Source organism: Asanoa hainanensis, from assembly GCF_900188485.1.
Classification (GTDB): domain Bacteria; phylum Actinomycetota; class Actinomycetes; order Mycobacteriales; family Micromonosporaceae; genus Asanoa; species Asanoa hainanensis.
Genome location: NZ_FZPH01000006.1, coordinates 393,684 through 416,817, shown reverse-complemented (window position 1 = coordinate 416,817; position 23,134 = coordinate 393,684). Strand labels below are relative to the sequence as shown.

Below are 23,134 nucleotides of genomic sequence, written 5' to 3'. Positions count from 1 at the left end.
CGGTTGCGGCGCGTTGCTCTGGCCACCGTAGCCGCTTACCGGGCGGTGCTCACCTCCCGGAACCGCGCCAAACCTACCGCCGGCCCAGCGTACGGGTCAGATCAGGCGCAGTTGACGGTCCTTCGGCCGGCGCTCCTCGGTCACACCGAGCCGCTCGAACAGGCCGGCGTCGATCGCGTCGAGGAATGGCGACGGGCCGGTGTCACGCTCCGTGCCGTGCCGGAAGCGGCGCTGGGCGTGCGACACGTACAGCCGATCCTGTGCCCTGGTCAGCCCGACGAAGAACAGCCGGCGCTCCTCGGCGAGGTCGTCGTCGCTGGTGCGGCCATCGAAGAAGCGCAGCGGAAGCAGGCCGTCCTCGCAGCCGACGAGGAAGACCACCGGGAACTCGAGCCCCTTGGCGGCGTGCAGCGTGAGCAGCGTGACGGCCTCGGCGCGCGGATCCAGGGCGTCCACCTCGGCACCGGTGCCGAGCTGCGCGAGGAACTGCTCCACGTCGTTGCCGCAACGCTGCGCCAGCGGGGTGAGCACCTCGACGGCCGACCACACGTCCGCCGGGCTCGGGCTGCTGCCGGTGCTGTCCAGGGTGGGCGTCGCGAACCGTTCGGCGAGGAGTTGACCGGCACGGCGTACGCGGGCGGTCAGTTGACCTTCGCTCCCCGCGAGTCTGATCTCCCGCGCGATCGCCGCGACACCCGCCCGGTCGCGGAGCCGGTTGTGCGAGCGCTTCTGGACGGGGATGCCGGCGCGGGCCAGTGCCTCGACGATCGGGGCCGCCTGCTGGTCGGTGCGGTAGAGGACGGCGATGTCGGAGAACGAGATGCCGGCCGCGTTGCCGCTGATCCGGCCCGAGTCCAGCGACCGGTGGGAGAGGCCACCGACCAGGTCGTCGACGGTACGGGCGACGAAGTCGGCCTCGTCGGTGGCGGAGCTCGCCGGATAGCGGCCGACGAGCGGCGCCTCGGGATCGAGCCGGGCGGGGTCGAGGCGCCGTCCTCTGACCAGTGACGAGGGCGCGATCGCTTGGACGGCGGCGGCCAGGATCGGCGCGGAGGACCGGTAGTTCCGGGCCAGCCGGACCAATCGGGCGTCGATGAAGTCCTCGGCGAAGCGCAGGAAGTAGCCGACGTCGGCGCCGCGGAACGAGTAGATCGCCTGGTCGGGGTCGCCGATCGCGCACAGGTTGCCGTCGGGCGGGCAGAGCAGGCGGAGCAGCTCGTACTGGGTCTCGTCGACATCCTGGTACTCGTCGACGAACAGCCACCGCCAGCGGCCCTGGTAGCGGTCGACCAGGTCGGCGTCCTCGGTCAGCAGCTTGACGGGCAGCGTGACCAGCTCGTCCAGGTCGACCAGGTCCTGGCCGCGGAGGATCTTCTGATAGGTGGCGTCGTCGTCACCCGCCTCCTTGCGGGCGGCTTCCCGCTCGGTGTCGTCGGCGATGCGGAAGTCCTTCGGCAGGCCGGCGGCGGCGGCGTTCTCTCTCAGGATCGTGAGGCCGAGCGAGTGGAACGTGGCCACGGTGACGTCGGCGGCGACCGGGCCTATGAGGCCGTCGAGCCTGGTCCTGAGCTCCTCGGCGGCTCGCCTGGTGAACGTGATCGCCAGGCAGTGCTCGGCGTAGACGCCCAGCTCGGCGCAGAGGTAGGCGATCCGGTGGGTGAGCGTGCGGGTCTTGCCGGTGCCCGGGCCGGCGACGATCAGCATCGGTCCGCCGGGTGCCGACGCTGCGACCCGCTGCATCGCGTCCAGGCGGTCGAGCAGGCCGGTGCCGACCTCTTCCATGCCGGCGAGCATCGGCTCGAACGGCTCGTGCGGGGAGGCCTGCTGCGGTGGCGGTGGGGGGATCGCGGGCTCGACGCGCTTGACCGGGCCGCGGCGGGCGGATCCCTCGGACGGACGGTCCGGCGGCTGTGGCTTGGTGGCTTTGCGCTTGGTTTGCGGCGGCACGTCGAAGAGGGTGTCGGCCTGGGGTTCCTTGCTCGGCAGCTCGTGCTTGTCGAAGACGCGGATGATGCCGTAGGCGCCGTCGTAGCCGGGGATGCGGTGCACCTCGCCGCGGCGTAGGCGGCGGATGGCCTCTTCGAGGTGGTCGCCGCCGGCCTTCTTGATGTCGTCGAGCGGGGTGTCGCGGAGGATGGTCAGCTCTGGGCCCAGGGCGGCCACCAGGGTGTTGAGCTTGCCTTCGACGGTTTTTGATCGCGGCCCGACGCCGGCGATCTCGCCGATTATCTCGGCCAGGGCGAGCAGGTGCTGGACCGGCTTGGGGTCGTTTCGGATTTGTCCGTCTTGTCGGTCGGCCAGCTCTTCGACGCGGCTCAGGACGCCCACGGTCAGCGGTTTGTGGCATTCAGGGCAGAGCCCGCCGGCCTCCTGGGTCTGGTGCGGCTGCCAGTTGACGCCGCAGAGCCGGTGGCCGTCGGCGTGGTACTTGCCTTCCTCGGGGAAGAACTCCAGCGTGCCGGCCAGCCCGTGGCCGGTGCGGAGGGCTTCCCGGACGGCGAAGTAGTCGAGCTCGGTGGCCAGCACGGTGGCCTCGCGGGCCAGGGCCGGCGGCGAGTGGGCGTCCGAGTTGGACACCAGTTGATAGCGGTCGAGGCTCGACACCCGCCAGTTCATCGCGGGGTCGGAGCTCAGCCCGGTCTCCACGGCGAAGATGTGGTCGGCGAGGTCGGCGTAGCAGTCGGCGATCGCGTCGAAACCGGACTTGCTGCCCAGCGCCGAGAACCACGGGGTCCAGATGTGCGCCGGGACCAGGTAGCCGTCCGGGCTCGCCTCCAGCGTGATCTCGAGGAGGTCGCGCGAGTCGAGACCGAGGATCGGCCGGCCGTCGGAGGCGAGGTTGCCGATCCGCCCGAGCGCCGTGTTGAACCGCGCGGCGGCGTCGAGGTCGGGCAGGTAGATCAGGTGATGCACCTTGCGGGTGCGGTCGTCGCGCTTGTAGATCGTGGAGATCTCGACCGACAGCGTGAAGCGGACCTGCTCCTCGGAGCTCGCGAGCCGCGGTGGGAGCTGCTGCGTCGCGGCCCGTTCGGCGTCCCGGCTCAGCCGGAAGAGTCCGGGTTCGGCCGGTTGAAGGGTCTCCTTCAGGTGGTCGTACCAGGCCGGATGGGTGAAATCGCCGGTGCCGAGGAGCGTGACGCCTTTGCGACGGGCCCACAGCGCGAGGTTGGGCAGGGTTAGGTCGCGACTGCAGGCGCGGGAGTACTTGGAGTGGATGTGCAGGTCCGCCACGAAGGGTGCGGCGCTGTACGGGAGCACGCCGCATAGTGCCATGCCCCGCCGACGAATGCGGTGACCGTCCACCGTGGTGCGGCGTGTCGCACTGCCAAGGGCCTCTCCGGTGGGCCAGGGCGGCCCTCCGCCGGGCCCAGGTGGCGACCGACCGCACGCGAAGAGCGGCCAGATACAACACCGGTATCCGACCACTCTCCGCGCACGCCCGGTCGCCACCTGGACCTCGCCGGAGCACCACCCTGGCCCACCGGACAGGCCCTATGGGCTACGAAGCTCCACAAGAGTGACTTGTGGTGGTGCGCCGACCCGAACCGGCGGCCCCCAGAATCCGGCGCCGTTGGTGACGTAGAGCTGGGTGTCGCCGAACCGCGCGTAGCCGTTGACAACCGGCTGTTCGAGCTTGACCAACAGGTTGAACGGCACCATCTGCCCGCCGTGGGTGTGCCCGGAGAGCTGCAGGTCGACGTTGTTGTCGGCGGCGTCGTGCACCTGGATGGGCTGATGCGCGAGCAGCACGACGGGTATGCCCGGGTCGCGGTCTTTGAGCGTGCCCGCGATGTCGGGCCCACCGGTGCTGGTGCCCTCGCCGGCGATGTCGTTGACTCCGGCGAGGTCGATCGCACCACCGCGCGCGGTGATCAGCTGACGCTGGTTGCGCAACGTGCGGATGCCCAGGCGTTCGACCTCGGCCAGCCACTCCTCGGCGCCGGAGTAGTACTCGTGGTTGCCGGTCACGAAGAAGGCACCGTTCTTCGACTGGATCCCCCGCAGCGGAGCGGCGGCGCCACCAAGCTCCGCGACGCTACCGTCAACCAGGTCACCGACGACGGCCACGATGTCGGCCTGAGTCCGGTTGATGGCGGCGACGACGCGTTCGGTGTGGGCGCGCCCGGCGAGCGGGCCGAGGTGAATGTCGGAAACGGTCGCGATGCGGAAGCCGTCCATGCTGCGGGGCAGCTTCGCGAGCGTGATCTGGACGCGGTCGAGCCGCGGGGCACTGAGCGCGGTCCGCGCACCGTAGGCGGTGATTCCGGTAGCGGTGAGCCCAGCGAAGATAGCGGCACCGCGAGCAAGCAGAAGCCGCCGCTCAATCCCGCGCGGACCCACGTCCTGCGCCGCCGGCTCGGCGGTCGTGTTCGTGCCGGCGGCTGGCTGTCCTTGGGCGCCTTCGTGTGGCGGTGCCGTAGCAGTGGCCGTGGCGGGGGCGGGGGCGGGTTGTTCTTGCGCGGCTTCGCGCGGAGGGGCCGCAGGCGCCGTCGTGGTCGTGACGGCGGCCGGCAGTCCTTGGGCGGCTTCGCGCGGCGGTGCCGTGGCTGCGGTCGCGGTCGAGGCGGCGGCGGGCTGCTGTGCGCCTTGGCGCGACGGTGGCGCGGCTGCGGTCGCGGTCGAGGCGGCGGCGGGTTGTTCTTGTGCGCCTTCGCGCGGCGGTGCCTCCGCTGTGGTCGCGGTCGAGGTCGAGGTGACTGCGGGCCGTTCGGGGTGGTCGGCTCCGCGTGGTCGGGTTGTCGTCGCGGTTTGTGCGGGCGTGGCCATGGCGGCGGGTCCCCCTGGGACGCCAGCCGCTGGGGCGGCTTCCGCCGTGGCAGCCGTGCTGCGGCGGAGGGCGATGCGGACGAGCAGCATCGGGATCTCGAGCACGAGCAGCACGACCAGCAGATAGAACATCAGGGCGATCCACAGGTACCCGGGCCAGGCGAGCACGGTGGCCCCGGTGCGCGTGCCGATCAACGTGGCGGGCACCAGCAACCCGAGCACGACGGCCAGGACGGCACCGACCCGCCGCACCAGCCCGGGACGGGTCGCGTCCCGGACAAGCCGTTTCCAGATGTAGAAGTGGATCAGAGCGATGACAGCGAAAGCGACGACGACCAGCAGAACGATGCCCACTTACCCACCTGCGAACGGCGGAAGGACGTCAACTTCGGCCCCGGCCGGAAGCGGTCGCTGACCGTCCCGCCAAGCAACTCCGTCGACGAGAAAACTCGCCACCTTGAGCACGGTCGCCAACCGGTCGCCATGCCGCTCAGCCAGCGTCGCCACGAAGCCGTCATGCGTCAACCCGGCGGCCACGCTGGTTTCCGCGACCCCGGCAGCCGCCCGCGCACCGGCAAAGAACCGGACGGTGACGACCCCAGACGCCGCCCCGTCGACCGGATCACCCATGACGATCAGCCTATCTCCCACCCAAAACGGTCCGACGCGGAGAGCGACGAACACACCGCAACACCAAGGAGCCAGGCACCGCACCCGCCTGCGAGGGAAGCGCGGGTGCGACGAGGCGATGAGAGTGCCGGCGGGCCAGGCACGTCGGAGGCGCGTCCGGTGGTCACCGACGTCGGGTTTGTCAGCCGCCGATGGCGGACATCGGCCGGGCCGGCTGCAGGAAGGACGGGTCGTCGATGCCGTGGCCGGCGCGCTTGACCCACATCGCGGCCTGCCAGCGGGTGGCGAGCTCCTCGTCGGTAGCGCCGCCGCGCATCGCACCGCGTAGATCGGATTCGTCGGTCGCGAACAGGCAGTTGCGGATCTGGCCGTCCGCGGTGAGGCGGGTGCGATCGCAGTCACCGCAGAACGGCCGCGTCACGCTGCCGATCACGCCGACCCGCGCGGGCCCGCCGTCACTGGCCCGGTAGCCGTCCACCAACCACGTCTCGGCCGGCGCCCCGCCGCGCTCGACCGGATCCGGCAGCAGCGTGTAGCTGGCCCGCAACGCCTCCAGGATCTCGTCGGCGGTGACCATCGTGGCGCGATCCCAGCTGTGCTGCGCGTCGAGCGGCATCTGTTCGATAAACCGCAACTCGTAGCCGTGCTCCAGCGCGAACCGCACCAACTCCGGCGCTTCGTCGTCGTTGACGCCGCGCATCAGCACGGAGTTGATTTTCACGGGCACGAGCCCGGCGTCGGCCGCCGCCTTGAGCCCCGACACCACGGACGCATGCCGATCCCGCCGGGTCAGCGTCTTGAACCGTTCCGGGTCCAACGTGTCGAGCGAAACGTTGACCCGATCGAGCCCGGCGCTCTTCAGCGCGGGTGCCAGCCGCTCGAGCCCGATCCCGTTGGTAGTGACCGACATTTTCGGCCGAGGCCGCAGATCGGCACACGCCCGAACGATCTCGACCAACCCAGGCCGGATCAGCGGCTCTCCTCCGGTGAACCGGACATTCGTAACACCCAACAACTCGACCGCGATCCGCACCAACCGCACGATCTCGTCGTCGCTCAACAACTCTTCGCGCGGCAGCCACGCGAGCCCCTCGGCGGGCATGCAGTACGTGCACCGGAGGTTGCACCGATCCGTCAGCGACACCCGCAGATCGGTAGCTACCCGCCCGAAGCGGTCGCCGAGCACCCCATTCGTGGCGCGGACCTCGGATATCGTCACCGTTCGACCGTATCGCGTGATGCCCCCTTCCGTGGATGCCCGCAAAGGCCGACCCCAACGTGCCCTAGCGTCCGCTTGCGATCGACGCCGCTCACAGGCCATCCGGAGATGCAAACTTTGCCGCCGGCCAACCCGCGTGCGATCCCCTGCGGGCGAGCCGTGCGCGTGGCGCGGACGGGTCAGGGAGCTCGGGTCGACCGCGCCGGCCACGCCGGCGCAGCGCAGTAGCGCCCGCGAGTTGGTCGTCGAAAGGCCCACGGCAGCGCTGCGGCGCCGTCGACCATCGTGGCCGGGCAGTAGAACATTGCCGACTCCACCCGCAACCCGCGCCAGATCACGGCGGAACGCGCCGGCGAGCGCCTAACCCGCCACGACCCGACGGCGTGGCGGTTTAGCCGACTCGGCCGCGGCTCGCGCCGGCCAGCGCCTGACCCGCCACGACCCGAGGACCCGGCGGCTTAGGTGCGCAGCAGCGTGTCGACGGCCTGGCGGACCGCGGATCGGTAGGTCGAACCGAAGAGCGCCGTGTGCACGAGCAGGAGATGTAGCTGATGCAGCGGCACTCGTTGCTGCCAGCCCTCCGCGAGCGGCCACTCCTCGCGGTAAGCGTCGGTGGTCGTTGCCAGCTCTGGTGCCCCGCCGAAGAGTGCGAGCTGGGCCAGGTCGGTCTCCCGATGACCCCCGTGCGCGGCGGGGTCGATCAGCCAGGCCTGGCCGTCGGCCGCCCAGTGCACGTTGCCCGGCCACAGGTCGCCGTGAATGCGCGATGGGGGTTCCGCGCCGCCGTACACCTCGATCTGGTTTATGACTCGCTCTGTCGCCGTCGCGTCGTCCGAGGAGAGCGCCCCACCATCGACCGACAGCCGCAAGTAGGGCTGAAGCCGTCGCTCGGCGAACCACTGCGGCCAGGCTTGCGCGGAGGGCGCGTTGTCCTGATGCAGCGCACCGATGAAGCCAGGCCATTCCGCGCCGAACGACGGAGCGCCCGCTCGGTGCATCGCTGCCAGTTGTCGGCCGAAGCGCTCGGCACCCGCCCTGGTCGGCTCCCCGGGGTCGACCCATTCGAGCGCCAACAGGTTGGGCAGGGCGACCAGGACCTCGGGCAACGGGGGACCGCCTGCGGTGCGCAGCCACTCGATGCCGGACGCTTCCGACGTGAAGAAGCCTTCGGGTGTCGGGTCCGGCGACCGCTCGGGCCAGGTCTTGACGAACAACGAGGCACCGTCGTCGAGCGTCAGACGGGAGGCGGCCGAGATGCTGCCGCCCGCGACGGGGGTCTCGCGGATCCGCTGATGCTTGAGAAACGTCGGCAGATGTTGCGGATGTGACCGGAGGTAGGCCAGGTCCATGAGGCTCAAGTCTGGACCCCTGTCGTGCATCGGGTTCCGCCGGGTCGCTTCGGAGAGTAAGCATGAAGACATGACGGATGTGGTGGTCCGCCCCTATCGTCCCCAGGACCACTCCGCGGGTCGGGCACTGTGGGTCGAACTCGCGGAGCGGCGTAGTGGTCTCTATGGCAGGTCGGCCGGCGCCGACCCGGGCGCGGGCTTCGAGGACTATCTGACCCGGCTCGACCTGTCGGGGATCTGGGTTGCCGAAGATTCCGACGAGACCATCATCGGCCTGGTCGGGCTGCTGATGTTCGGAACCAGCGGCGAGGTGGAGCCGATCGTGGTCTCGGCCAGCCGCCGCGGATCGGGTGTGGGTGCCGCGCTGCTGAAGCACGTCACCGGCGAGGCGAAGAAGCGGTCGCTGGCGCGCCTCACCATCCGACCGGAGTCGCGCAACGTCGAAGCTCTGAAGTCGCTTCATGCTGCTGGTTTCGACCTCCTCTCCGCTGTCGAGCTCAGCCTTGACCTGCGTTCGTCGCCGTCCACCGTGGACGACGTCGAGATCGATCTGCACGGGCTGCGCTTCAGGGGCTGAGTGTGCCGGGTCTGCGGGCAGCGGCAGGGATCTTGGCGGCTGCCTGTGGATAACTTTGTGCGCCGAATTCGCCCGCACGAAGTTATCCACAGTCGCGCTTCGTGGGGTGGCGATCACACACCGGGATCGACCACGCTTCCGCGCCATGACCGCTACCGAGGCGCCACCCATCACCTTGCGTTCCTGCGCCGACCTCATCGCGTCGGTGCCTTACCTGCTCGGCTTCCATCCGGCCGAGAGCATCGTGGTCGTCGCGATCGTCGACGACCGGGTGCGCTTCGTGGCGCGTGGGGACCTACCCGATGCGATCACCTCGGATCACGTCGCCCGGCGTCTGGTCGCGCTGCTGCTCCGTGATCCGGTCGACGCGATCGCCATCGTGGGCTACGGGCCGTCGAGCTCGGTGACTCCGGTCGCCGAGGCGGTGTGTGTGGCATTGCGGTCGACCGACATCGCCACTCTCGACGTCCTGCGCGTCGACGGAGGTCGCTACTGGTCGTATGTCTGCGCGAACCCGGCCTGCTGCCCGCCGGAAGGCAAGCCCTTCGACCTGACGACAACCTGCGTGGGTGCCTCCGCGGTCTACGCGGGCCGGGTCGCGCTCCCCGACCGCGAAGCCGTTGCCGCATCCCTCGCGCCGGTCGAGGGAGCGGCCCGAGCGGCGATGACCGATGCGACGGCACGGGCCGACGTGCGCCTGACCGCGCTCGTCGACGGTGCCCGCGCCGCCAGCGACAGCGATCCGCCGCGGCTTCGGCCGATCTCGCCGCACGCCGCCGGCGCTGCCGTGCGCGCTAACGCCCGGGTGGCCAAGGCGCTGCGGGCGGCGGGCAACGAGGCGGTCGAGGACGCCGTCGACCGCTATCGCGCCGGGCGGCGGCTGAGTGACGACGAGGTGGCGTGGCTCAGCGTCCTGCTCGTTCACCTGCCGGTACGCGACCACGCGTGGGAGCACACCACCGACGACGAGTGGCAGGTCGACCTCTGGAGCGACCTGGTCCGGCGGGTCGACCCGCCACTCGCGGCCGCTCCGGCGAGTTTGCTGGCGTTCGCGGCTTGGCGAGCGGGACACGGCGCGTTGGCGGCGATCGCTGTCGAACGAGCGCTGGCGGTCGACCCCGACTACGCGCTGGCTCGCATGGTCGACGAAGTCCTGGACCAGTGCCTCCCGCCGTCGATCATGGTGGACGCGGAGGAGCAACCGGATCGAGCGCCGACTCGCCGCGTGCGGCGTCGCTGGATCGGTCCGCACGTCGGGCTCGAGCAGGCGAGCTGAGGATGGCGATGTCAACGCGGGGCCCCGATCCGGCCAAGCCGACTCCCGCATCGCCTTCGGGGGAGGCAGCGGCAGTTCCAGCTGTCTGGCCGGTCTCGTCACCCAGGCCGGTGCCGGCCGTTCCGGCACTGCGTTCGGTCTCGGCGGCGCCGGTTCAGGCGGGTTCCGCGGCAGTTGTGGTGCGTTCTGTCGGTACCAGCACTCTCGGGTGCGCCCTGCCGTTGTCGCGGGTGGTTCGGAGCGCTTCGAAGACCGTCGCCTTCCTGTTGCTGGCGGTTGGCGCGATCGGGCGCGCGTCAGTGCGTGGCTGGCGACGCCGCCCGGTACGGGTCGGGTTCGGAGATCCGGTGGGCGCCCGCGTACACGTTCATCGTCGGGCCGCGCAGGAAGCCGATCAACGTCATGCCGGCTTCCTGCGCCAGGTCGACGGCAAGCGAGCTGGGAGCCGACACCGCCGCGAGTACGGGGATGCCGGCCATCCAGGCCTTCTGGGTGAGCTCGAAGCTCGCCCGACCGGAAACCAGCAGCACGTGGTCAACCAGCGGCAACCGATGCTCAGCGGCTGCCCGCCCGATGACCTTGTCCACGGCGTTGTGACGTCCGACGTCCTCTCGCACCAGCACCGGCTCACCGTCCGCAGTGAACAGGCCGGCAGCGTGCAAACCGCCAGTGCGGTCGAAGGCCTGCTGGGCTGCCCGCAGCCGGTCGGGCAGCGCGGCCAGCACACGTGGGCTGACGGTCATCGGGTGGTCGACGAGGCGCCAGGGCGACCGGGTGCGGATCGCGTCGATGCTCGCCTTGCCGCACACGCCGCACGAGCTGGTCGTGTAGAAAGCGCGGGCGGGATCCGTGTCGGGCGCGGGCACCCCTTCGGCGAGCACGATGTCGACCACGTTGTAGGTGTTGGGAGTATCCGTACCAGCACACAGCTGGGCGGTGACGATGTCGCCGGCGTCGCGGATGACGCCTTCGGTCAGCAGAAAGCCGATCGCGAGATCGATATCGTCCCCCGGCGTACGCATGGTGACGGCGAGCGGCCGGCGGGGCGCGGATCCGTCGGCGCGGCGACCCACCCGGATCTCCAGCGGCTCCTCGCCGGAGATCGAGTCCATCCGGCGCACCGTGGTGCCGGCCGAGAGGTCGATACGGACGATCTCGCGCCGGTCGGTTACACGTCCCACGCCATCATCCTGCCCCCAGACTGGCCCCGCCGCCGAGGGATGTCGGGCAAACGCCGTGCGGGTGCGACTGGCCTTCGGTCTTCGGTCCTGCTCGGTCTGGGCTCCGCGGGGCCAACCCGACTGGGCTGCCTGGCCGACGACTCGGGGAGGTGGGTGAGTTTCGTCGGACAGTGCGGACAGAAGGGACTCCGATAGTTCGCGGGTAGTGGGCGGTGATCGCCGTAGGGTCGTGGAGGAGGTTCGCGGTCGGGAGGAGCGTTGTGGCGGGGTTTGCGGCCGTCGTGCTGGCGGGCGGATCGGCTCGGCGGATGGGCGGCAACGACAAGCCGTCGGTGGTCGTGGCCGGGCGCTCGATGCGCGACCGCGTCCTCGACGCGGTGGGCGCTGCCGAACCGAGGGTCGTCGTCGGCGGGACCGGCGATGTGCCGGCGGGGGTGGGCTACACGCGCGAAGAACCGCCAGGCGGTGGCCCGGTCGCGGCCATCGCGGCCGGGCTGGCGATGGTCGGCTCGGACGCGGCCGAGGTGGCGATCGTCGCCGGTGACCTGCCGTTGTTGACGGCGGACGCCGTGCGTGCGCTCCGCGACCGTCTGTCCACTGCCGACGGTGCGCTCTTCGTCGATCGTGACGGACGCCGACAGTTCCTGTGCGGTGTGTGGCGAGCCGAGGCCTTGCGGAGCCGCCTCGCGGAGATGATGTCGGGCGCTGGCGCCGGCATGACCGCGCAAAAAGGCTCTGGCGCGGGCCCTCAGCTCGGCCCGGACGAGGGCCGCGGGCTTGACGTGAGCGCAGGCCTCAACGTGGACGCCGGTGCGTGCGTTGACGCAGGCGCGGGAAGTCACCCCCGGGTCGACGCGGGCACGGGCCTTGGCGCAGGCATGGGCCTTGAGGTGGGCGCGGGCCGTGGCGGTGAGGCTGACGCCGGCACGAGCGTCGACGTGTTCTCCCGTCGCGACTCGGCCTCTGGCGCAAGCCCTGCTGTCGGCTCTGAGGCTGGCCATGCCTCTCGTGCTGGCGCTGGCCGCGACACAGGCCTGGACTCGGACTTTGGCCCCGGCCCGAACGCGGACCCCGGCCCCGGCCCTGGCCCGGACGCGGACCCTGGCCTTGGCGCGGACGCGGACCCTGGCCTTGGCGCGGACGCGGACCCTGGCCTTGGCGCGGACGCGGACCCTGGCCTTGGCGCGGACGCGGACCCCGGCCCCGGCCCGGACGCCGACTCTGGCCCTGGCGTCGGCGCCGGCTTGGTGACCCGCCGCGGAGGCGTGCGCGGTGCCTCGATGCGTGCACTTATCGAGCCGCTGCACGTTGTGGAGGTGGCGTGGGTCGGCGACGGGCCGCCGCCGTGGTTCGACTGTGACACCGACGACGACCTCCGTAGGGTGCGGGAATGGCTGACAGCGAGAACAGCGGGATGAAGCTCGACGAATGGGTGCGGGCCGCCTGTGCGGAGTTGGGTATCGCGCCCGCTGATGCTCCGGTTTCGCTCGTGCTCGATCTGGCTCGGGATGTCGCGCACAACGCGGTGCGGCCGGCTGCGCCGGTTACCGCTTACCTGTTGGGGCTTGCCGTCGGGCGCGGTGCTGATCCGCGCGAGGCCGCGGCAAGGTTGACCGCGTTGGTGGGAGCTCGGGCCGACCGATGACGCAGCGGGACGCCGAGGGGCATCTGGCTCGGGCTCGCAGGTAACCCCCGCAATCCTCGCGTTGGTTCGGATGTCGAAACATCCCTGGTCGATCGGGTGCGCAGGTTGGAAGCTCGAACGGGGGTACGCGAGCGGACCGGGTGTAAGCGCGGTGTAATGCGGTTATCCGACTCACACCGGCCTATCCGTGGGGACCGGTGGCCTGGGTAGGGTGTGCCTGACGGACGGAGGCGATCATGACGTCAGCGCAGCTAGCGAGCACGGGGGACGACGGGTTTACCGATGCCATCCTGTTGGACGAGGCGAGTACCGCCGACCTGCGGGGCAAGGTCATCGAGGCTTGGCGTGACTTCGCGCGTGCGTTGTCGAAGGTGCTTCCCGAGTTGCCGGTTGGCGCGCGGGTCGAGTTGACCCTCGATCCGACCGCGTCGGGCACCGGGGCGGCCGTCTACTCCGTCGAGATCCAGGTCATCGGCGACGGGATGGTACGCGCGCTCGCGGTTGGCAACGCCGGGCTGCCGGAGGGTTACCGGCTCGATCGTGGTGCGGTGGCTGACCTCGTCGCGCTCGGGTGGTCGCCGCCCGGCGTCCTTCCCGACTCGGGCGAGCAGTTCGGGCTGCACGCGCCGACCAAGGACGCGTCCAGGATCGCCACTACCGTCTCGCGCACGCTGCGCGACGTCTACGGCGCTCCGCACCCGGCCTTCCTCGTCTACCTCGTGCACGACTCCGAGGACGAGCCCATCCCCGTCGAGCCCCTGGCCACCGCGCGGCCCGAGCTTGCCGGCAGCCTCGACCTCGACAGTGCGATAAAGGCCGGCCAGGAGGTGGCCGCCCGCGGTGACGAGGCCGCCGAGGACGACACCATCGCGCTCGAGGAGCGGGTGCGCACCGTGGTGGCCGCGCTCATGAAGTCCGACGCCGAGGCGCTGAAGGTCGACTCCGACGGTGACATCGGCATTCGGGCCGGTTCCGCGATGGTGTTCGTACGCGTCCGCGACAACCCGCCCCTCGTCGACGTCTTCTCGCCGGTGCTGACCGACGTCGAGCCGACCGAGCAGCTTTACGTGAAGCTCTCCGAGCTGACCAACCGCATGCCGATCGGCCGCCTCTACTGCACCAACGACACCGTCTGGGCCTCGATCCCGGTGTTCGGCCGCAACTTCCAGGCGACTCACCTGATGCTCGCCGTCCAGGTGATGACCGGCCTCGCCGACGAGCTCGACGACCGGCTGCACGGCGAGTTCGGCGGCAAGCGCTTCTTCGGCGAAGGCGACAAGCCCGCCAACCGCGGCTCCCAGGAACCGAAGACGGGCATGTACCTCTAGACCACCGAAAAGGGGCTACGTGTACGGGATCCAGGCCTGGTCGCGCATCGATCCCGAGTCGGTCGCACGCACGCCGGTGTCGGAGATGGTCCACAGTGTCCCGTCGACGATCAGCGACCGCCGGATCATCGGCTCGTAGCCCTGGGTCTCGTTCCGAGGGTGGCGCACCGTGCCGACCTCTTCCAGCCCCGACTCCGAAACCCGCAACGCCAGCACCCCAAGGTGCGCCGGTGCGCTCATCGGCACCACGAGGAGCTTCGAGTCAGGCCAGTACAGGAAGGCGTGCGGATCGCTCTCGGCCTCGGACCAGCCGTCCTTCACCCGGTGCTGGGCGACCCGGCGCGGTTCCCGTAGGTCGCTCACGTCGAACACCGAGATCTGCGCCCCGCTCACCCGGCCCTGCGAATCAGCGTCCTGCCCCACGCCGACCAGGCGACCCGCGTCGAGCGGGTGCAGGTACGACGAGTACCCGTTGATCTTCAGCTCACCCCGCACCACGGGTGCGGCAGGATCAGCGAGGTCCAGCGTGTAGAGCGGATCCGTCTGCCGGAACGTCACGACGTAACCGACTGGCCCCACGAACCGCACCGCGTAGATCCGCTCACCCTTGCCCAGGCCGTTGACCACCCCGGTGCGGACCATGTCGGCGGAACGCAGCACATACACGGACGACGAGTCCTGCGACAGCGTCGCCGCGACGCGCAGATGACCCTCGTGCTCAGACATCGCGTACTGGTTGATCAGGTTGCCGGGCACCGAACCCGAAGCCACGAACCGAGGTGCTCCGGAGCCGGTGATGTCGAAGCGGTAGATCACCGTGGCGAGGTCGGCCGGCGAGGCGGCCGGGCGCCCGAGGTCCGCCCGCATGAGGCGCCACCGCTGGTCGTTGGCCACGTACAGGCTCGTGCCGTTGCTGTAGACGAAATCGCCGTCGGCGACGATCGTGGTCGGGTCGCCGGTGCCATAACGGCCGCCGATGTCGAAGGTCAGCACCGTCATCAGCGACGTGCCCGAGAACGCGTCCGGTTTGCGCAGCGCGCCACAGTCGATCCGGCCACTGTTGTCGGAGCCGCCGTTCGACGCCGTCCACCGAGGCAACCAGTCGGCGATCGTGGACCGGTCGATGAGAGCCCGGTTCGCCCGCAGCCGTTGCGTGTCGGTCGCGTTCTCGCGGTAAGGAAAGTCGAGACGGGGCCGGCTGCGCACCACGAGCCGCGCCGTGTCGCCCACCTGGCGGGCGTCGACCAAAGAGCCGTCGATCGTGTACGAGCCGACCACCGCGGGCCGCGTGCCGGCGAGGTCGACGGTCACGAGCCGGACGAGAGTGTCCGTCCAGGGCGCGAAACTCTTGATCACACCGGCCGAGAACGGCGCGACCGCCGGCATCAGCACCATCGCCCGGTCGCCCGACAGCAGCAGGTTCGGCTCGCCGAACGAGCCCGCGTCGTCGGCCAGGGAGACGCTGCCCGTCAACCGGCGGGTCGTCGGGTCGATCACCCGCAGCGTGTTGCCCGAGACCGTCACGATCCGGCGGCCGTCGGTCTTGACCAGGTCCGGCTCGTCGACCCCGGCCTCGTGGGTGTTGGTGCCCGAGTATCCGGACTGCTCGGACCCGGGCGCCTGCTTGGCGACGGCGTCAGCGGCCGCACCGACCGCGCCGCCCGCGAGGTCCTCGACACCGGTGCGAGCGGCGATGCCGCGGCGGAAGCCGTCCTCGAACCCCCACGGCGTCACGACGTCCTTCGCGGCCCGCTTGAGCCCGGCCAGCACGTCGTCGCACGACTCGAACGCCACGAGGCGGAAGGCCGGGGCGGGAGGAGCCGCAGGCGGAGCAGCAGACGGAGCCGCAGGCGGGTCCGACGGCGAGGTGCACCCAGACACGAGCAACACGGCGACAACGGTGTACGCGGCGCGGCGGGCGAGAGTCATGCCGGGTTGGACGCCGCCACCGCCGGCATCGTTCCCCAACAGTTCAGTTCGGCGCCGGCACGATGTTGGGCGAGTCGACCAGTCGGCTCAGGACGATCATGCTGCGGGTCGAGGTCACGAAGGGTTCGGCCCGCAGCCGCTCCAGCGCCTGCTCCAGGTGGGCGATGTCGGCGGCCCGCAGGTGCACCAGCGCGTCCGCCTCGCCCGACACCGTGTAGGCGCCCACCACCTCCGGGTGGCGCCGGGTGGCCACCGTGAGCTGGGCGGGAGTGGTGCGCCCGGTGCAGTAGAGCTCCACGAAGGCCTCGGTGGTCCAGCCGACCGCGGCCGGGTCGACCACCGCGGTGAAGCCCCGGATGACCCCGGCGGCGCGCAGGCGATCGACGCGCCTCTTTACGGCGGGGGCGGAGAGCGAAACCCGCTCACCGATCTCCGAGTACGAGGCTCGTGCGTCAGCGACGAGCGACGCAATGATTCGCTGGTCTACGTCGTCGATCTGCAACGTTTCGCCTCTCGCAAGCAAGAGATTCGGCTGTCTTGACCACGAAGAGTACCTGATCATGGTGATCGTGAAGGACGAGCGGATGTCGCGTAAGCGGACATATCTCATGTGCCCGCCAGAGCGGTTCACGGTGGCGTACGCGATCAACCCCTGGATGGACACCAGCGCGCCGGTCGACGCCGAGCTCGCCCTCAAACAGTGGCAGCTGCTCCGGGAGACGCTCACCGGGCTCGGCCACACGGTGCACGTGCTCCCGGCCGAGGACGGGCTCCCGGACATGGTCTACGCGGCCAACGGCGCGTTCACCGTCGACCGCACGGCCTTCGGCGCCCGGTTCCGCTACCCGCAGCGCGCGCTGGAGGCCGACGCCCACCGCGCCTTCTACGCCGAGCAGGGCTGGGCGTACGTCGAGCCGACCGAGATCAACGAGGGCGAGGGCGACTTCGCCTACCTGCCCGAGGCGTACGGAGGGATGATCCTCGCCGGTCACGGCTTCCGCACCGAGGCCGTGGCGCACAGCCACGCCCAGGAGGCGCTGGGCCGTCCGGTTATCTCACTGCAGCTCGTCGACCCGCGCTTCTACCACCTCGACGTCGCGCTGGCCGCGCTCGACGACAAGACGATCACCTACTACCCGGGCGCCTTCTCCGCCGGCTCGCAGCGCGTGCTGGCCCAGCTCTTCCCCGACGCCCTGGTCGCCGACGAGGCCGACGCCCTGGCCTTCGGCCTCAACCTGGTCAGCGATGGCCGCAACGTCGTGCTCAACGCCGAGGCCACCGGCCTGGCGGCCAAGCTGGCGAGCGCGGGCTACCTACCGGTGCCGGTGGAGCTGAGCGAGCTGAAGAAGGGCGGCGGCAGCGTGAAGTGCTGCGTCGCGGAACTACGCCCGTAAGCCGGGCCGCGGCCGCGGCCCAGTAAGCCGTCAGCCCAGCGTCGCCAGCTCGCTGATCACCACGTTCGACAGCACGGGCCCGTCCCGGCGCACCTGACGCAGGTACCACTTCTGCTGCGGTGTGCGGGTCTGGTTGAACTGCCACTCGCCGCGCGGGCTGTCGATCAGGCCGATTTTGCCCAGCGCGAGGTTGACCGCCTGCGGTGACGGGTTCGCGCCGGCTAGCCGCACCGCCTTGTCGATCACCTGGGCGGCGTCGTACGAGGCGACCGCGTAGGTGGTCGGCGTCGCGCCGTACTTGTTGCGGAACTGGGTCGCGAACTCGCGGTTGGCGGCGTTGTTGAGGTCGGGCGAGTAGTTGAGCGCGGTGAAGACGTCGTTCGCCTCGTTGCTCTTCAGGTCGCCGAGGACCTCGCCCTCGGTGAGGAAACCGGGCGCGTAGACCTGGCCGCGGTAGCCGTCCTTGTGCAGCTGGCGCAGGAACTCGACGGCCGCCTGTCCACTGTAGAAGCAGTAGATGGCGTCCGGGTCGCCCTGGCGTACCTTGTCGATCTCGTTCTTGAAGAACGTCTTGGTGGGCTCGGTGGCGTACTCCGTCCACACCGGACCGGCGCCAAGCCGCGGGTCGTTGACGCCGAACTCGGTGCGGAAGCCTTCGACCGCGTCGCGGCCGGCCTCGTAGTTCGGCGCGATGATGCCGACCTTGCCGTCGACCTTCCCGGCGACGTAGCGGCCGAGCGCCTGGCCGGCCTCGTTGTTCACATAGGACGTGCGCCAGATGTAGACCACGCTCTGCAGGGCGGACGGCGAGGCGGCGGAGCCGATCAGCGGGATCCGGGCCTGCTCGACGGTGTCGCGGATGCCGAGCATCACGGTCGAGTTGACGACGCCGGTCAACGCCAGCACGCCCTGCTTGAGCAGCCCGTCGAGGGCGGCCTTGCCGGACTCGACCGTCTCACCTTCGTCGGCCACGACCAGTTGCACCTGGTGGCCGCCCAGCCGTTGGTCGTTCATCTCCAGGTAGAGGTTGAAGCCTCGGGTGAGCTCGTCACCGACGGCCTTGTCGCCGGCCGACTGCGGCACGATCAGGCCGATTTTGATCGGCTCGTCGCTGACCAGCCGGTTGCCGTCCCCCGCGTCTGCGGTGTCGTCACTGCCGCATGCGGCGAGGAAGCCCGCGGCGCCCAAACCCGCGAACAACCGCAACGCCTGCCGGCGATCAATCTGCGACACGGAAACGACCCTCCCCGACCGGTGGGCTGATTGCCACACTCCCCCGGGGTTCCTACCGTCTGGACGACGCTGCGTCAATAAATATGATCACCGCCGCAAGGACCGCAACGCCTCCGTCACCTTTCCCCACGCGGCCGATCGCGGGTCGATCAGCTCGAAATGCCCTACTTCGGGGAGTTCCAGCAGCGTGATTTGGCTATCAACGGTGCCCGCGGCCGCGACGAACCGGCGACTCAGGTCGATCGGAACTTGCGCATCCGTCGTTCCATGAAGGATCACCGTCGGTAACCGTAACGATATCGACGGGAGTGGGTCCGCCGCCGCGTAGGCCGCGGACCGCGCCGTGGGGTCACCGCCGAGCAGCGCTTCGACCGCGCCACCGTCGAGATCCAGCCGATGGGCCTCGACGAGATCCGCGACCGGTGCCAGAGCCAACACGCCACCGGGTACGGCGTCCGAAGGGGCGTGCGCGGCGTACCAGAGCGCCAGGTGGCCGCCGGCGGAGTGACCGACCACGATCGGTGGCCCGGCGGTCGGCGCGGGCCGGCCGAGCGCGTCCGCGGCGGCGGCGACCAGTGCCGGCAGCGCACCCACGCCGGCCACCACGTCCTCGAAGGTGGCCGGCCAGCCACCCTCGGCGTCGGCCCCGGTCCGCCGGTATTCGAGCTGCGCGACCGCGTATCCCAGGTCGGCCAGCGCCGCGGCCAGGTGTCCGGTGTGCGCACGGTCATATTCGGCGCGCCAGAACCCGCCGTGGATGACCACCACCAGCGGCCCTGGGCCACGCGACGGCAGGCGGACGTCGGCGACGTGATCGGCGTGCGGTCCGTAGCGCACCACGGCGTCCGGCGGTGGTGCCGGCAGGACGAGCACGTCGCGTGGGTCCGGTTCGCGTGCGGGCATGTGCGGAACGCTAGCTTGCCGGGTCCGGGGAGCAACGACGGCCGGCGTTGGGGAAAGATGGGACCATGACCGAAACCCCAGAGGCGCCGGACGAGCAGGTCGAGCCCAACCGGCGGTCGGGCACCGTGGTGGTGGTCGGGCCGGACGGCCGGCCAGTCGGCACGGTCGACACCGACAACGGCGGCGAGGAAGACCCCGGCCGCCAGATCGAGCAGCCGGCGAAGGTCATGCGGATCGGCAGCATGATCAAACAGCTGCTGGAAGAGGTACGGGCGGCGCCGCTCGACGAGGCCAGCCGGGTCCGCCTGCGCGACATACATCAGCGTTCGATCATCGAGCTCGAGGACGGCCTGTCGCCGGAGCTGCGCGACGAGCTGGAGCGGCTCTCGCTGCCGTTCAGCGAGACGTCGACCCCGAGCGAGGGCGAGCTGCGGGTGGCACAGGCCCAGCTGGTCGGCTGGCTGGAGGGGCTCTTCCACGGCATCCAGGCGGCCCTGGTGGCCCAGCAGATGGCCGCCCGCATGCAGCTGGAGCAGATGCGTGGCGGCCGCCCCGCGCTGCCGCCCGGCGCCGCACCCGGCGTGATCCCGGGCATGCCCGGCACCAACCCGCCGCAGGAAGGCGGCCGGGGCACCGGCCAATACCTCTAGGGAAGCAACTGCTCCAGGTAGGTCGCTACGCCGTCGTCCTCGTTGCTCGCGACCACCTCGTCGGCGATCTCCTTCACCGCCGGGTGCGCGTTGCCCACGGCGACCGCGTGCCCGGCCCAGGCCAGCATCGGCACGTCGTTGGGCATGTCGCCGAAGGCGGTCACCTGGGCGGCCGGCACACCGAGCCGGTCGCAGTACCAGGCCAGCCCGGCCGCCTTGGTGACACCGGCCGCGGACACCTCGACGAGGCCCGAGGTGGAGGAGTGGGTCGCCTCGCCGACCCCGGCCAGGGCCTTGCCGACCTGGTCGGCGAACTCGTCCGGATCGCGGTCGCCGGCCCGCACGAGCAGCTTGACCGCGGGGTCGGTGAGCAGTTCGGCGACGGCCTGCACGGCCTGGACGCCGCCGTGCTCGCTGTCCCACCGCATCGGGTAGTCGATGTGGTGCCGCATGTGCCGGCCGTCCATGATCTCGACCGCGAGCACCGCCTCGGGCACCTCGTCGGCCAGCCGGCGGGCGATCTCTTCGAGCGCCTCGGGCGCCAGCGGGTCGGCCCGCAGCACCTGGTCGCGCATCGGGTCGTAGACCACGGCGCCGTTGGCACAGACGGCCGGCAGCGGCATGGCGAGCTGCTCGTAGACCATCCGGAGCCAGCGGATCGGGCGCCCGGTCACCAGCACGACCGGCACGTCCGCGGCGGCGGCCCGTTCGAGGGCCGCCATCGTGCGAGGGCTGATCGTCTTGTCGGCGCGCAGCAGGGTTCCGTCGAGGTCGGTGGCGATCAACATCATCTAGACAGTAGCCGGTCGAGGTATACGGCCACGCCGTCGTCCTCGTTGCTCCCGGTGAGCTCGTCGGCTGCGGCCCGCACCAGCGGGTGCGCGTTGGCCACGGCCACCCGGCCCCAGCCGGCCCACCCGAACATCGGCAGGTCGTTGGGCATGTCGCCGAAGACCAGCACGTCGGCGGGGTCGACGCCGATCGCCTCCGCGACCACGGCGAGGCCGGTCGCCTTGTCGACGCCGGGCGGGAGGATCTCGATGAAGCCGAGCCCGGCCTGGGTGACCGTGGCGGTGGCCGGCGGGACGATCCGGGCGGCGGCGGCGAGCAGCTCGTCGACGTCGTGGCCCGGCGCGCGGGCGAAGGCCTTGATCACGTCGCCGGTGAAGCAGTCGGCCCGGGCGCGTGGCTCGAGGCGGTCGGGGTAGCGCCAGGCCGGGTCGCGGTCGCCCCACAGCGGGTCGTCGTGCCCGTCCAACGCCTCGACCATCACGGTCAGCGGACCGACCGCGGCCTCCAGCTCGGCGATCACCGGGGCCAGCACGCGGCCGGGCAGGCGCGCGTCGCGCAGCACGATCGGGTCGGCCGGGTCGGTCTGGTCGACGACCCGGCCGCCGTTGGCCATGACGAGGAAGTCGGCGTCGCGGATGTCGTTGCGGGTGAGCTCGGTCAGGCGGGGGCCACGCCCGGTGGCGCCGACGATCGGGATGCCGGCCGCTCGTACGCGGTCGAGCACCTCATGGGTGTAAGCGGAGACTGTGTCGTCGTTGCGCACGATCGTGCCGTCGAGGTCGGTGGCGACCAGTTTTGGCAGGCCCGGTCGGGGCATGGCTCCTCCTCGCCCCGACCGGTGACGACCGCCGGGAGGAAGCCGCGAACGGCCGGGCAGCAACCGTACCTCGCACTGGGTAGCCCAGCCATGACGTTTGGGAGAAATCGTCGCAGCCGGGCAGCGGCCACTCAGGTGTGGCCGCGCCGGCTGAAAACCCCAGGTCAGGAGCGCTTGACGGGCTCCAGAACCGCCCGACCACCCAGATAAGGTCGAAGCGCCTGGGGTACGACCACGGACCCGTCGGGCTGCTGGTGGTTCTCCAGGATCGGCACGATCCAGCGCGTGGTGGCCAGCGTGCCGTTGAGCGTCGCGGCGGTCTGCGGCTTCCCGGCCTCGTCGCGGTAGCGGATGTTGAGGCGGCGGGCCTGGAACGTCGTGCAGTTGGACGTCGAGGTCACCTCGCGGTAGCGACCCTGCGACGGCACCCACGCCTCGCAGTCGTACTTCCGCGCGGCGCTGCTGCCGAGGTCGCCGGCGGCCGTGTCGATCACCCGGTAGGGGATCTCGACCTTGGCCAGCATCTCCTCTTCCCAGGCGAGCAGCCGCAGGTGCTCCTCGTGCGCCTGCTCGGGCCGGCAGTACGAGAACATCTCGACCTTGTCGAACTGGTGCACCCGGATGATGCCCCGCACGTCGCGCCCGTACGAGCCGGCCTCCCGGCGGAAGCAGCTCGACCAGCCCGCGTAGCGGACCGGCTCGCCGAGATCGAGGATCTCGTTGCTGTGATAGGCGGCCAGCGGCACCTCGCTGGTGCCGACCAGGTAGAGGTCGTCGGCCTCGAGCCGGTAGACCTCGCTCGCGTGCGCGCCGAGGAAACCGGTGCCTTCCATGGCCTCCGGCTTGACCAGCGCGGGCACGATCGACGGGGTCAGCCCGTATTCGACCGCCTGGGCGATCGCCATCTGCAGCAGGCCGAGCTGGAGCAGGGCGCCGACGCCGGTCAGGTAGTAGAACCGGCTGCCCGACACCTTGGCGCCGCGCTCGACGTCGATCGCGCCGAGCAGCTCGCCGAGCTCCAGGTGGTCGCGCGGGCTCTCGATCTCGGGCTTGGTGCCGACCTCGCGCAGCACGACGTAGTCGTCTTCGCCGCCGGCCGGTGCGCCCGCCTCGACCACGTTGGGGACGCGCAGCTGTGCCTCGCGCAGCCCGGCCTCGGCCTCGGTCACGGCCGTCTCGGCCGCCTTGACCTCGCCCGAGAGCTCCTTGGTGCGCACCAGCAGGGTGCCCCGCTCGTCGCCACTCGCCTTGGGCATGAGCTTGCCCAGCTGCTTCTGCTCGGCGCGCAGCGCCTCGAAGCGCTGCACGGTGGTCCGGCGGGTCTCGTCGGCCGCGAGCAGGTCGTCGACCGCGGACTCGGACTCACCGCGGGCCCGCTGGCTGGCGCGCACAACATCCGGATCGTCACGAAGCAGTCGAAGGTCAATCACGGTGAATCAGCCTA

The 23,134-nt window shown here is 70.7% G+C and carries 19 protein-coding genes and 2 pseudogenes; 7 read left to right on the top strand and 14 right to left on the bottom strand.

Features of this window, described 5'->3' with window-relative positions; genetic code table 11:
* Positions 1-96: 96 nt before the first annotated feature.
* From CHC05_RS43455 to CHC05_RS18145, 6 genes and pseudogenes are all read right to left on the bottom strand, one after another.
* Positions 97-1,863 (bottom strand): annotated as a pseudogene (locus tag CHC05_RS43455) (ATP-dependent helicase); the annotation flags it as partial.
* Positions 1,864-1,940: 77 nt separating this feature from the next.
* Positions 1,941-3,258: pseudogene (locus CHC05_RS43450) on the bottom strand (endonuclease Q family protein); the annotation flags it as partial.
* Positions 3,259-3,492: 234 nt separating this feature from the next.
* Positions 3,493-5,121: a metallophosphoesterase gene (locus CHC05_RS18160; RefSeq protein WP_245870979.1), complete on the bottom strand. Its 1,629-nt coding sequence runs from the start codon at positions 5,119-5,121 to the stop codon at positions 3,493-3,495.
* Positions 5,122-5,397 (bottom strand): MoaD/ThiS family protein, encoded by a 276-nt coding sequence (locus CHC05_RS18155; protein WP_089250419.1) that lies wholly within the window; start codon positions 5,395-5,397, stop codon positions 5,122-5,124.
* Positions 5,398-5,578: 181 nt separating this feature from the next.
* Positions 5,579-6,610 carry a GTP 3',8-cyclase MoaA gene (moaA, locus tag CHC05_RS18150; RefSeq protein ID WP_089250417.1) on the bottom strand — a complete coding sequence of 344 codons (1,032 nt, stop codon included), beginning with the start codon at positions 6,608-6,610 and terminating at the stop codon, positions 5,579-5,581.
* 464 nt (positions 6,611-7,074) lie between these two features.
* Entirely contained in the window at positions 7,075-7,965 is an 891-nt protein-coding gene (locus CHC05_RS18145) for a fructosamine kinase family protein (protein ID WP_089250255.1), read from the bottom strand.
* Between the two features lie 70 nt (positions 7,966-8,035).
* Between CHC05_RS18145 and CHC05_RS18140 the strand changes: the two genes are divergently transcribed.
* Positions 8,036-8,542: a GNAT family N-acetyltransferase gene (locus CHC05_RS18140; protein ID WP_089250253.1), complete on the top strand. Its 507-nt coding sequence runs from the start codon at positions 8,036-8,038 to the stop codon at positions 8,540-8,542.
* A gap of 145 nt (positions 8,543-8,687) precedes the next feature.
* Entirely contained in the window at positions 8,688-9,818 is a 1,131-nt protein-coding gene (locus tag CHC05_RS18135) for a DUF4192 domain-containing protein (protein ID WP_179266244.1), read from the top strand.
* Positions 9,819-10,114: 296 nt separating this feature from the next.
* Here CHC05_RS18135 and fdhD read toward each other — a convergent pair whose 3' ends face one another.
* A complete protein-coding gene (fdhD, locus tag CHC05_RS18130; protein ID WP_089250249.1) occupies positions 10,115-10,999 on the bottom strand; it encodes a formate dehydrogenase accessory sulfurtransferase FdhD in 885 nt (294 codons plus the stop codon).
* Between the two features lie 212 nt (positions 11,000-11,211).
* On the opposite strand from fdhD, the gene mobA reads away from it, so the two are divergent.
* From mobA to CHC05_RS18115, 3 genes are all read left to right on the top strand, one after another.
* On the top strand, positions 11,212-12,417 hold the full coding sequence (gene mobA / locus CHC05_RS43445) for a molybdenum cofactor guanylyltransferase (RefSeq protein ID WP_425426788.1): 1,206 nt from the start codon (positions 11,212-11,214) through the stop codon (positions 12,415-12,417).
* Complete coding sequence (locus tag CHC05_RS18120; RefSeq protein WP_342745651.1) at positions 12,390-12,644, top strand: DUF6457 domain-containing protein; 255 nt, start codon at positions 12,390-12,392, stop codon at positions 12,642-12,644. Before mobA ends, CHC05_RS18120 begins: the two co-directional genes overlap by 28 nt.
* 236 nt (positions 12,645-12,880) lie before the next feature.
* Complete coding sequence (locus tag CHC05_RS18115) at positions 12,881-13,972, top strand: T3SS (YopN, CesT) and YbjN peptide-binding chaperone 1 (protein WP_089250247.1); 1,092 nt, start codon at positions 12,881-12,883, stop codon at positions 13,970-13,972.
* 15 nt (positions 13,973-13,987) lie between these two features.
* On the opposite strand, the gene CHC05_RS18110 is transcribed toward CHC05_RS18115, so the two are convergent.
* Together CHC05_RS18110 and CHC05_RS18105 are read right to left on the bottom strand one after the other, a co-directional pair.
* Positions 13,988-15,766, bottom strand: a complete 1,779-nt coding sequence (locus tag CHC05_RS18110) for a beta-propeller domain-containing protein (protein ID WP_245870978.1) — start codon at positions 15,764-15,766, stop codon at positions 13,988-13,990.
* 178 nt (positions 15,767-15,944) lie between these two features.
* Complete coding sequence (locus tag CHC05_RS18105) at positions 15,945-16,403, bottom strand: Lrp/AsnC family transcriptional regulator (protein WP_089250242.1); 459 nt, start codon at positions 16,401-16,403, stop codon at positions 15,945-15,947.
* 58 nt (positions 16,404-16,461) lie between these two features.
* On the opposite strand from CHC05_RS18105, the gene ddaH reads away from it, so the two are divergent.
* Positions 16,462-17,295, top strand: a complete 834-nt coding sequence (gene ddaH, locus CHC05_RS18100; RefSeq protein ID WP_089250240.1) for a dimethylargininase — start codon at positions 16,462-16,464, stop codon at positions 17,293-17,295.
* 30 nt (positions 17,296-17,325) lie between these two features.
* Here the strand turns inward: ddaH and CHC05_RS18095 are convergent, their stop codons facing one another.
* Both CHC05_RS18095 and CHC05_RS18090 read right to left on the bottom strand, forming a co-directional pair.
* Positions 17,326-18,528 carry an ABC transporter substrate-binding protein gene (locus tag CHC05_RS18095; protein ID WP_089250238.1) on the bottom strand — a complete coding sequence of 401 codons (1,203 nt, stop codon included), beginning with the start codon at positions 18,526-18,528 and terminating at the stop codon, positions 17,326-17,328.
* An 87-nt stretch (positions 18,529-18,615) separates the two neighbouring features.
* Entirely contained in the window at positions 18,616-19,431 is an 816-nt protein-coding gene (locus CHC05_RS18090; RefSeq protein ID WP_089250236.1) for an alpha/beta hydrolase family protein, read from the bottom strand.
* A gap of 65 nt (positions 19,432-19,496) precedes the next feature.
* On the opposite strand from CHC05_RS18090, the gene CHC05_RS18085 reads away from it, so the two are divergent.
* Positions 19,497-20,081, top strand: coding sequence for a bacterial proteasome activator family protein (locus CHC05_RS18085; RefSeq protein WP_089250234.1), 585 nt, complete (start codon positions 19,497-19,499; stop codon positions 20,079-20,081).
* Here the strand turns inward: CHC05_RS18085 and CHC05_RS18080 are convergent.
* The 3 genes from CHC05_RS18080 to serS all read right to left on the bottom strand — a co-directional run bounded on the left by CHC05_RS18080 (position 20,078) and on the right by serS (position 23,120).
* Positions 20,078-20,869, bottom strand: coding sequence for an HAD family hydrolase (locus CHC05_RS18080; protein WP_425426787.1), 792 nt, complete (start codon positions 20,867-20,869; stop codon positions 20,078-20,080). The genes CHC05_RS18085 and CHC05_RS18080 overlap by 4 nt on opposite strands.
* Positions 20,869-21,690 (bottom strand): HAD family hydrolase, encoded by an 822-nt coding sequence (locus CHC05_RS18075; RefSeq protein WP_089250230.1) that lies wholly within the window; start codon positions 21,688-21,690, stop codon positions 20,869-20,871. Before CHC05_RS18075 ends, CHC05_RS18080 begins: the two co-directional genes overlap by 1 nt.
* A gap of 164 nt (positions 21,691-21,854) precedes the next feature.
* Positions 21,855-23,120, bottom strand: coding sequence for a serine--tRNA ligase (gene serS, locus CHC05_RS18070; protein ID WP_089250228.1), 1,266 nt, complete (start codon positions 23,118-23,120; stop codon positions 21,855-21,857).
* Positions 23,121-23,134 lie beyond the last annotated feature (14 nt).

Excerpts from the sequence above, each read along its gene's own strand:
- CHC05_RS18155 (WP_089250419.1), bottom strand. The coding sequence starts at position 5,397 with ATGGGTGATCCGGTCGACGGGGCGGCGTCTGGGGTCGTCACCGTCCGG.
- CHC05_RS18145 (WP_089250255.1), bottom strand. The coding sequence starts at position 7,965 with ATGGACCTGGCCTACCTCCGGTCACATCCGCAACATCTGCCGACGTTT.
- CHC05_RS18140 (WP_089250253.1), top strand. The coding sequence starts at position 8,036 with ATGACGGATGTGGTGGTCCGCCCCTATCGTCCCCAGGACCACTCCGCG.
- CHC05_RS18135 (WP_179266244.1), top strand. The coding sequence starts at position 8,688 with ATGACCGCTACCGAGGCGCCACCCATCACCTTGCGTTCCTGCGCCGAC.
- CHC05_RS18120 (WP_342745651.1), top strand. The coding sequence starts at position 12,390 with ATGGCTGACAGCGAGAACAGCGGGATGAAGCTCGACGAATGGGTGCGG.
- CHC05_RS18115 (WP_089250247.1), top strand. The coding sequence starts at position 12,881 with ATGACGTCAGCGCAGCTAGCGAGCACGGGGGACGACGGGTTTACCGAT.
- ddaH (WP_089250240.1), top strand. The coding sequence starts at position 16,462 with ATGGTGATCGTGAAGGACGAGCGGATGTCGCGTAAGCGGACATATCTC.
- CHC05_RS18090 (WP_089250236.1), bottom strand. The coding sequence starts at position 19,431 with ATGCCCGCACGCGAACCGGACCCACGCGACGTGCTCGTCCTGCCGGCA.
- CHC05_RS18085 (WP_089250234.1), top strand. The coding sequence starts at position 19,497 with ATGACCGAAACCCCAGAGGCGCCGGACGAGCAGGTCGAGCCCAACCGG.
- CHC05_RS18080 (WP_425426787.1), bottom strand. The coding sequence starts at position 20,869 with ATGTTGATCGCCACCGACCTCGACGGAACCCTGCTGCGCGCCGACAAG.
- CHC05_RS18075 (WP_089250230.1), bottom strand. The coding sequence starts at position 21,690 with ATGCCCCGACCGGGCCTGCCAAAACTGGTCGCCACCGACCTCGACGGC.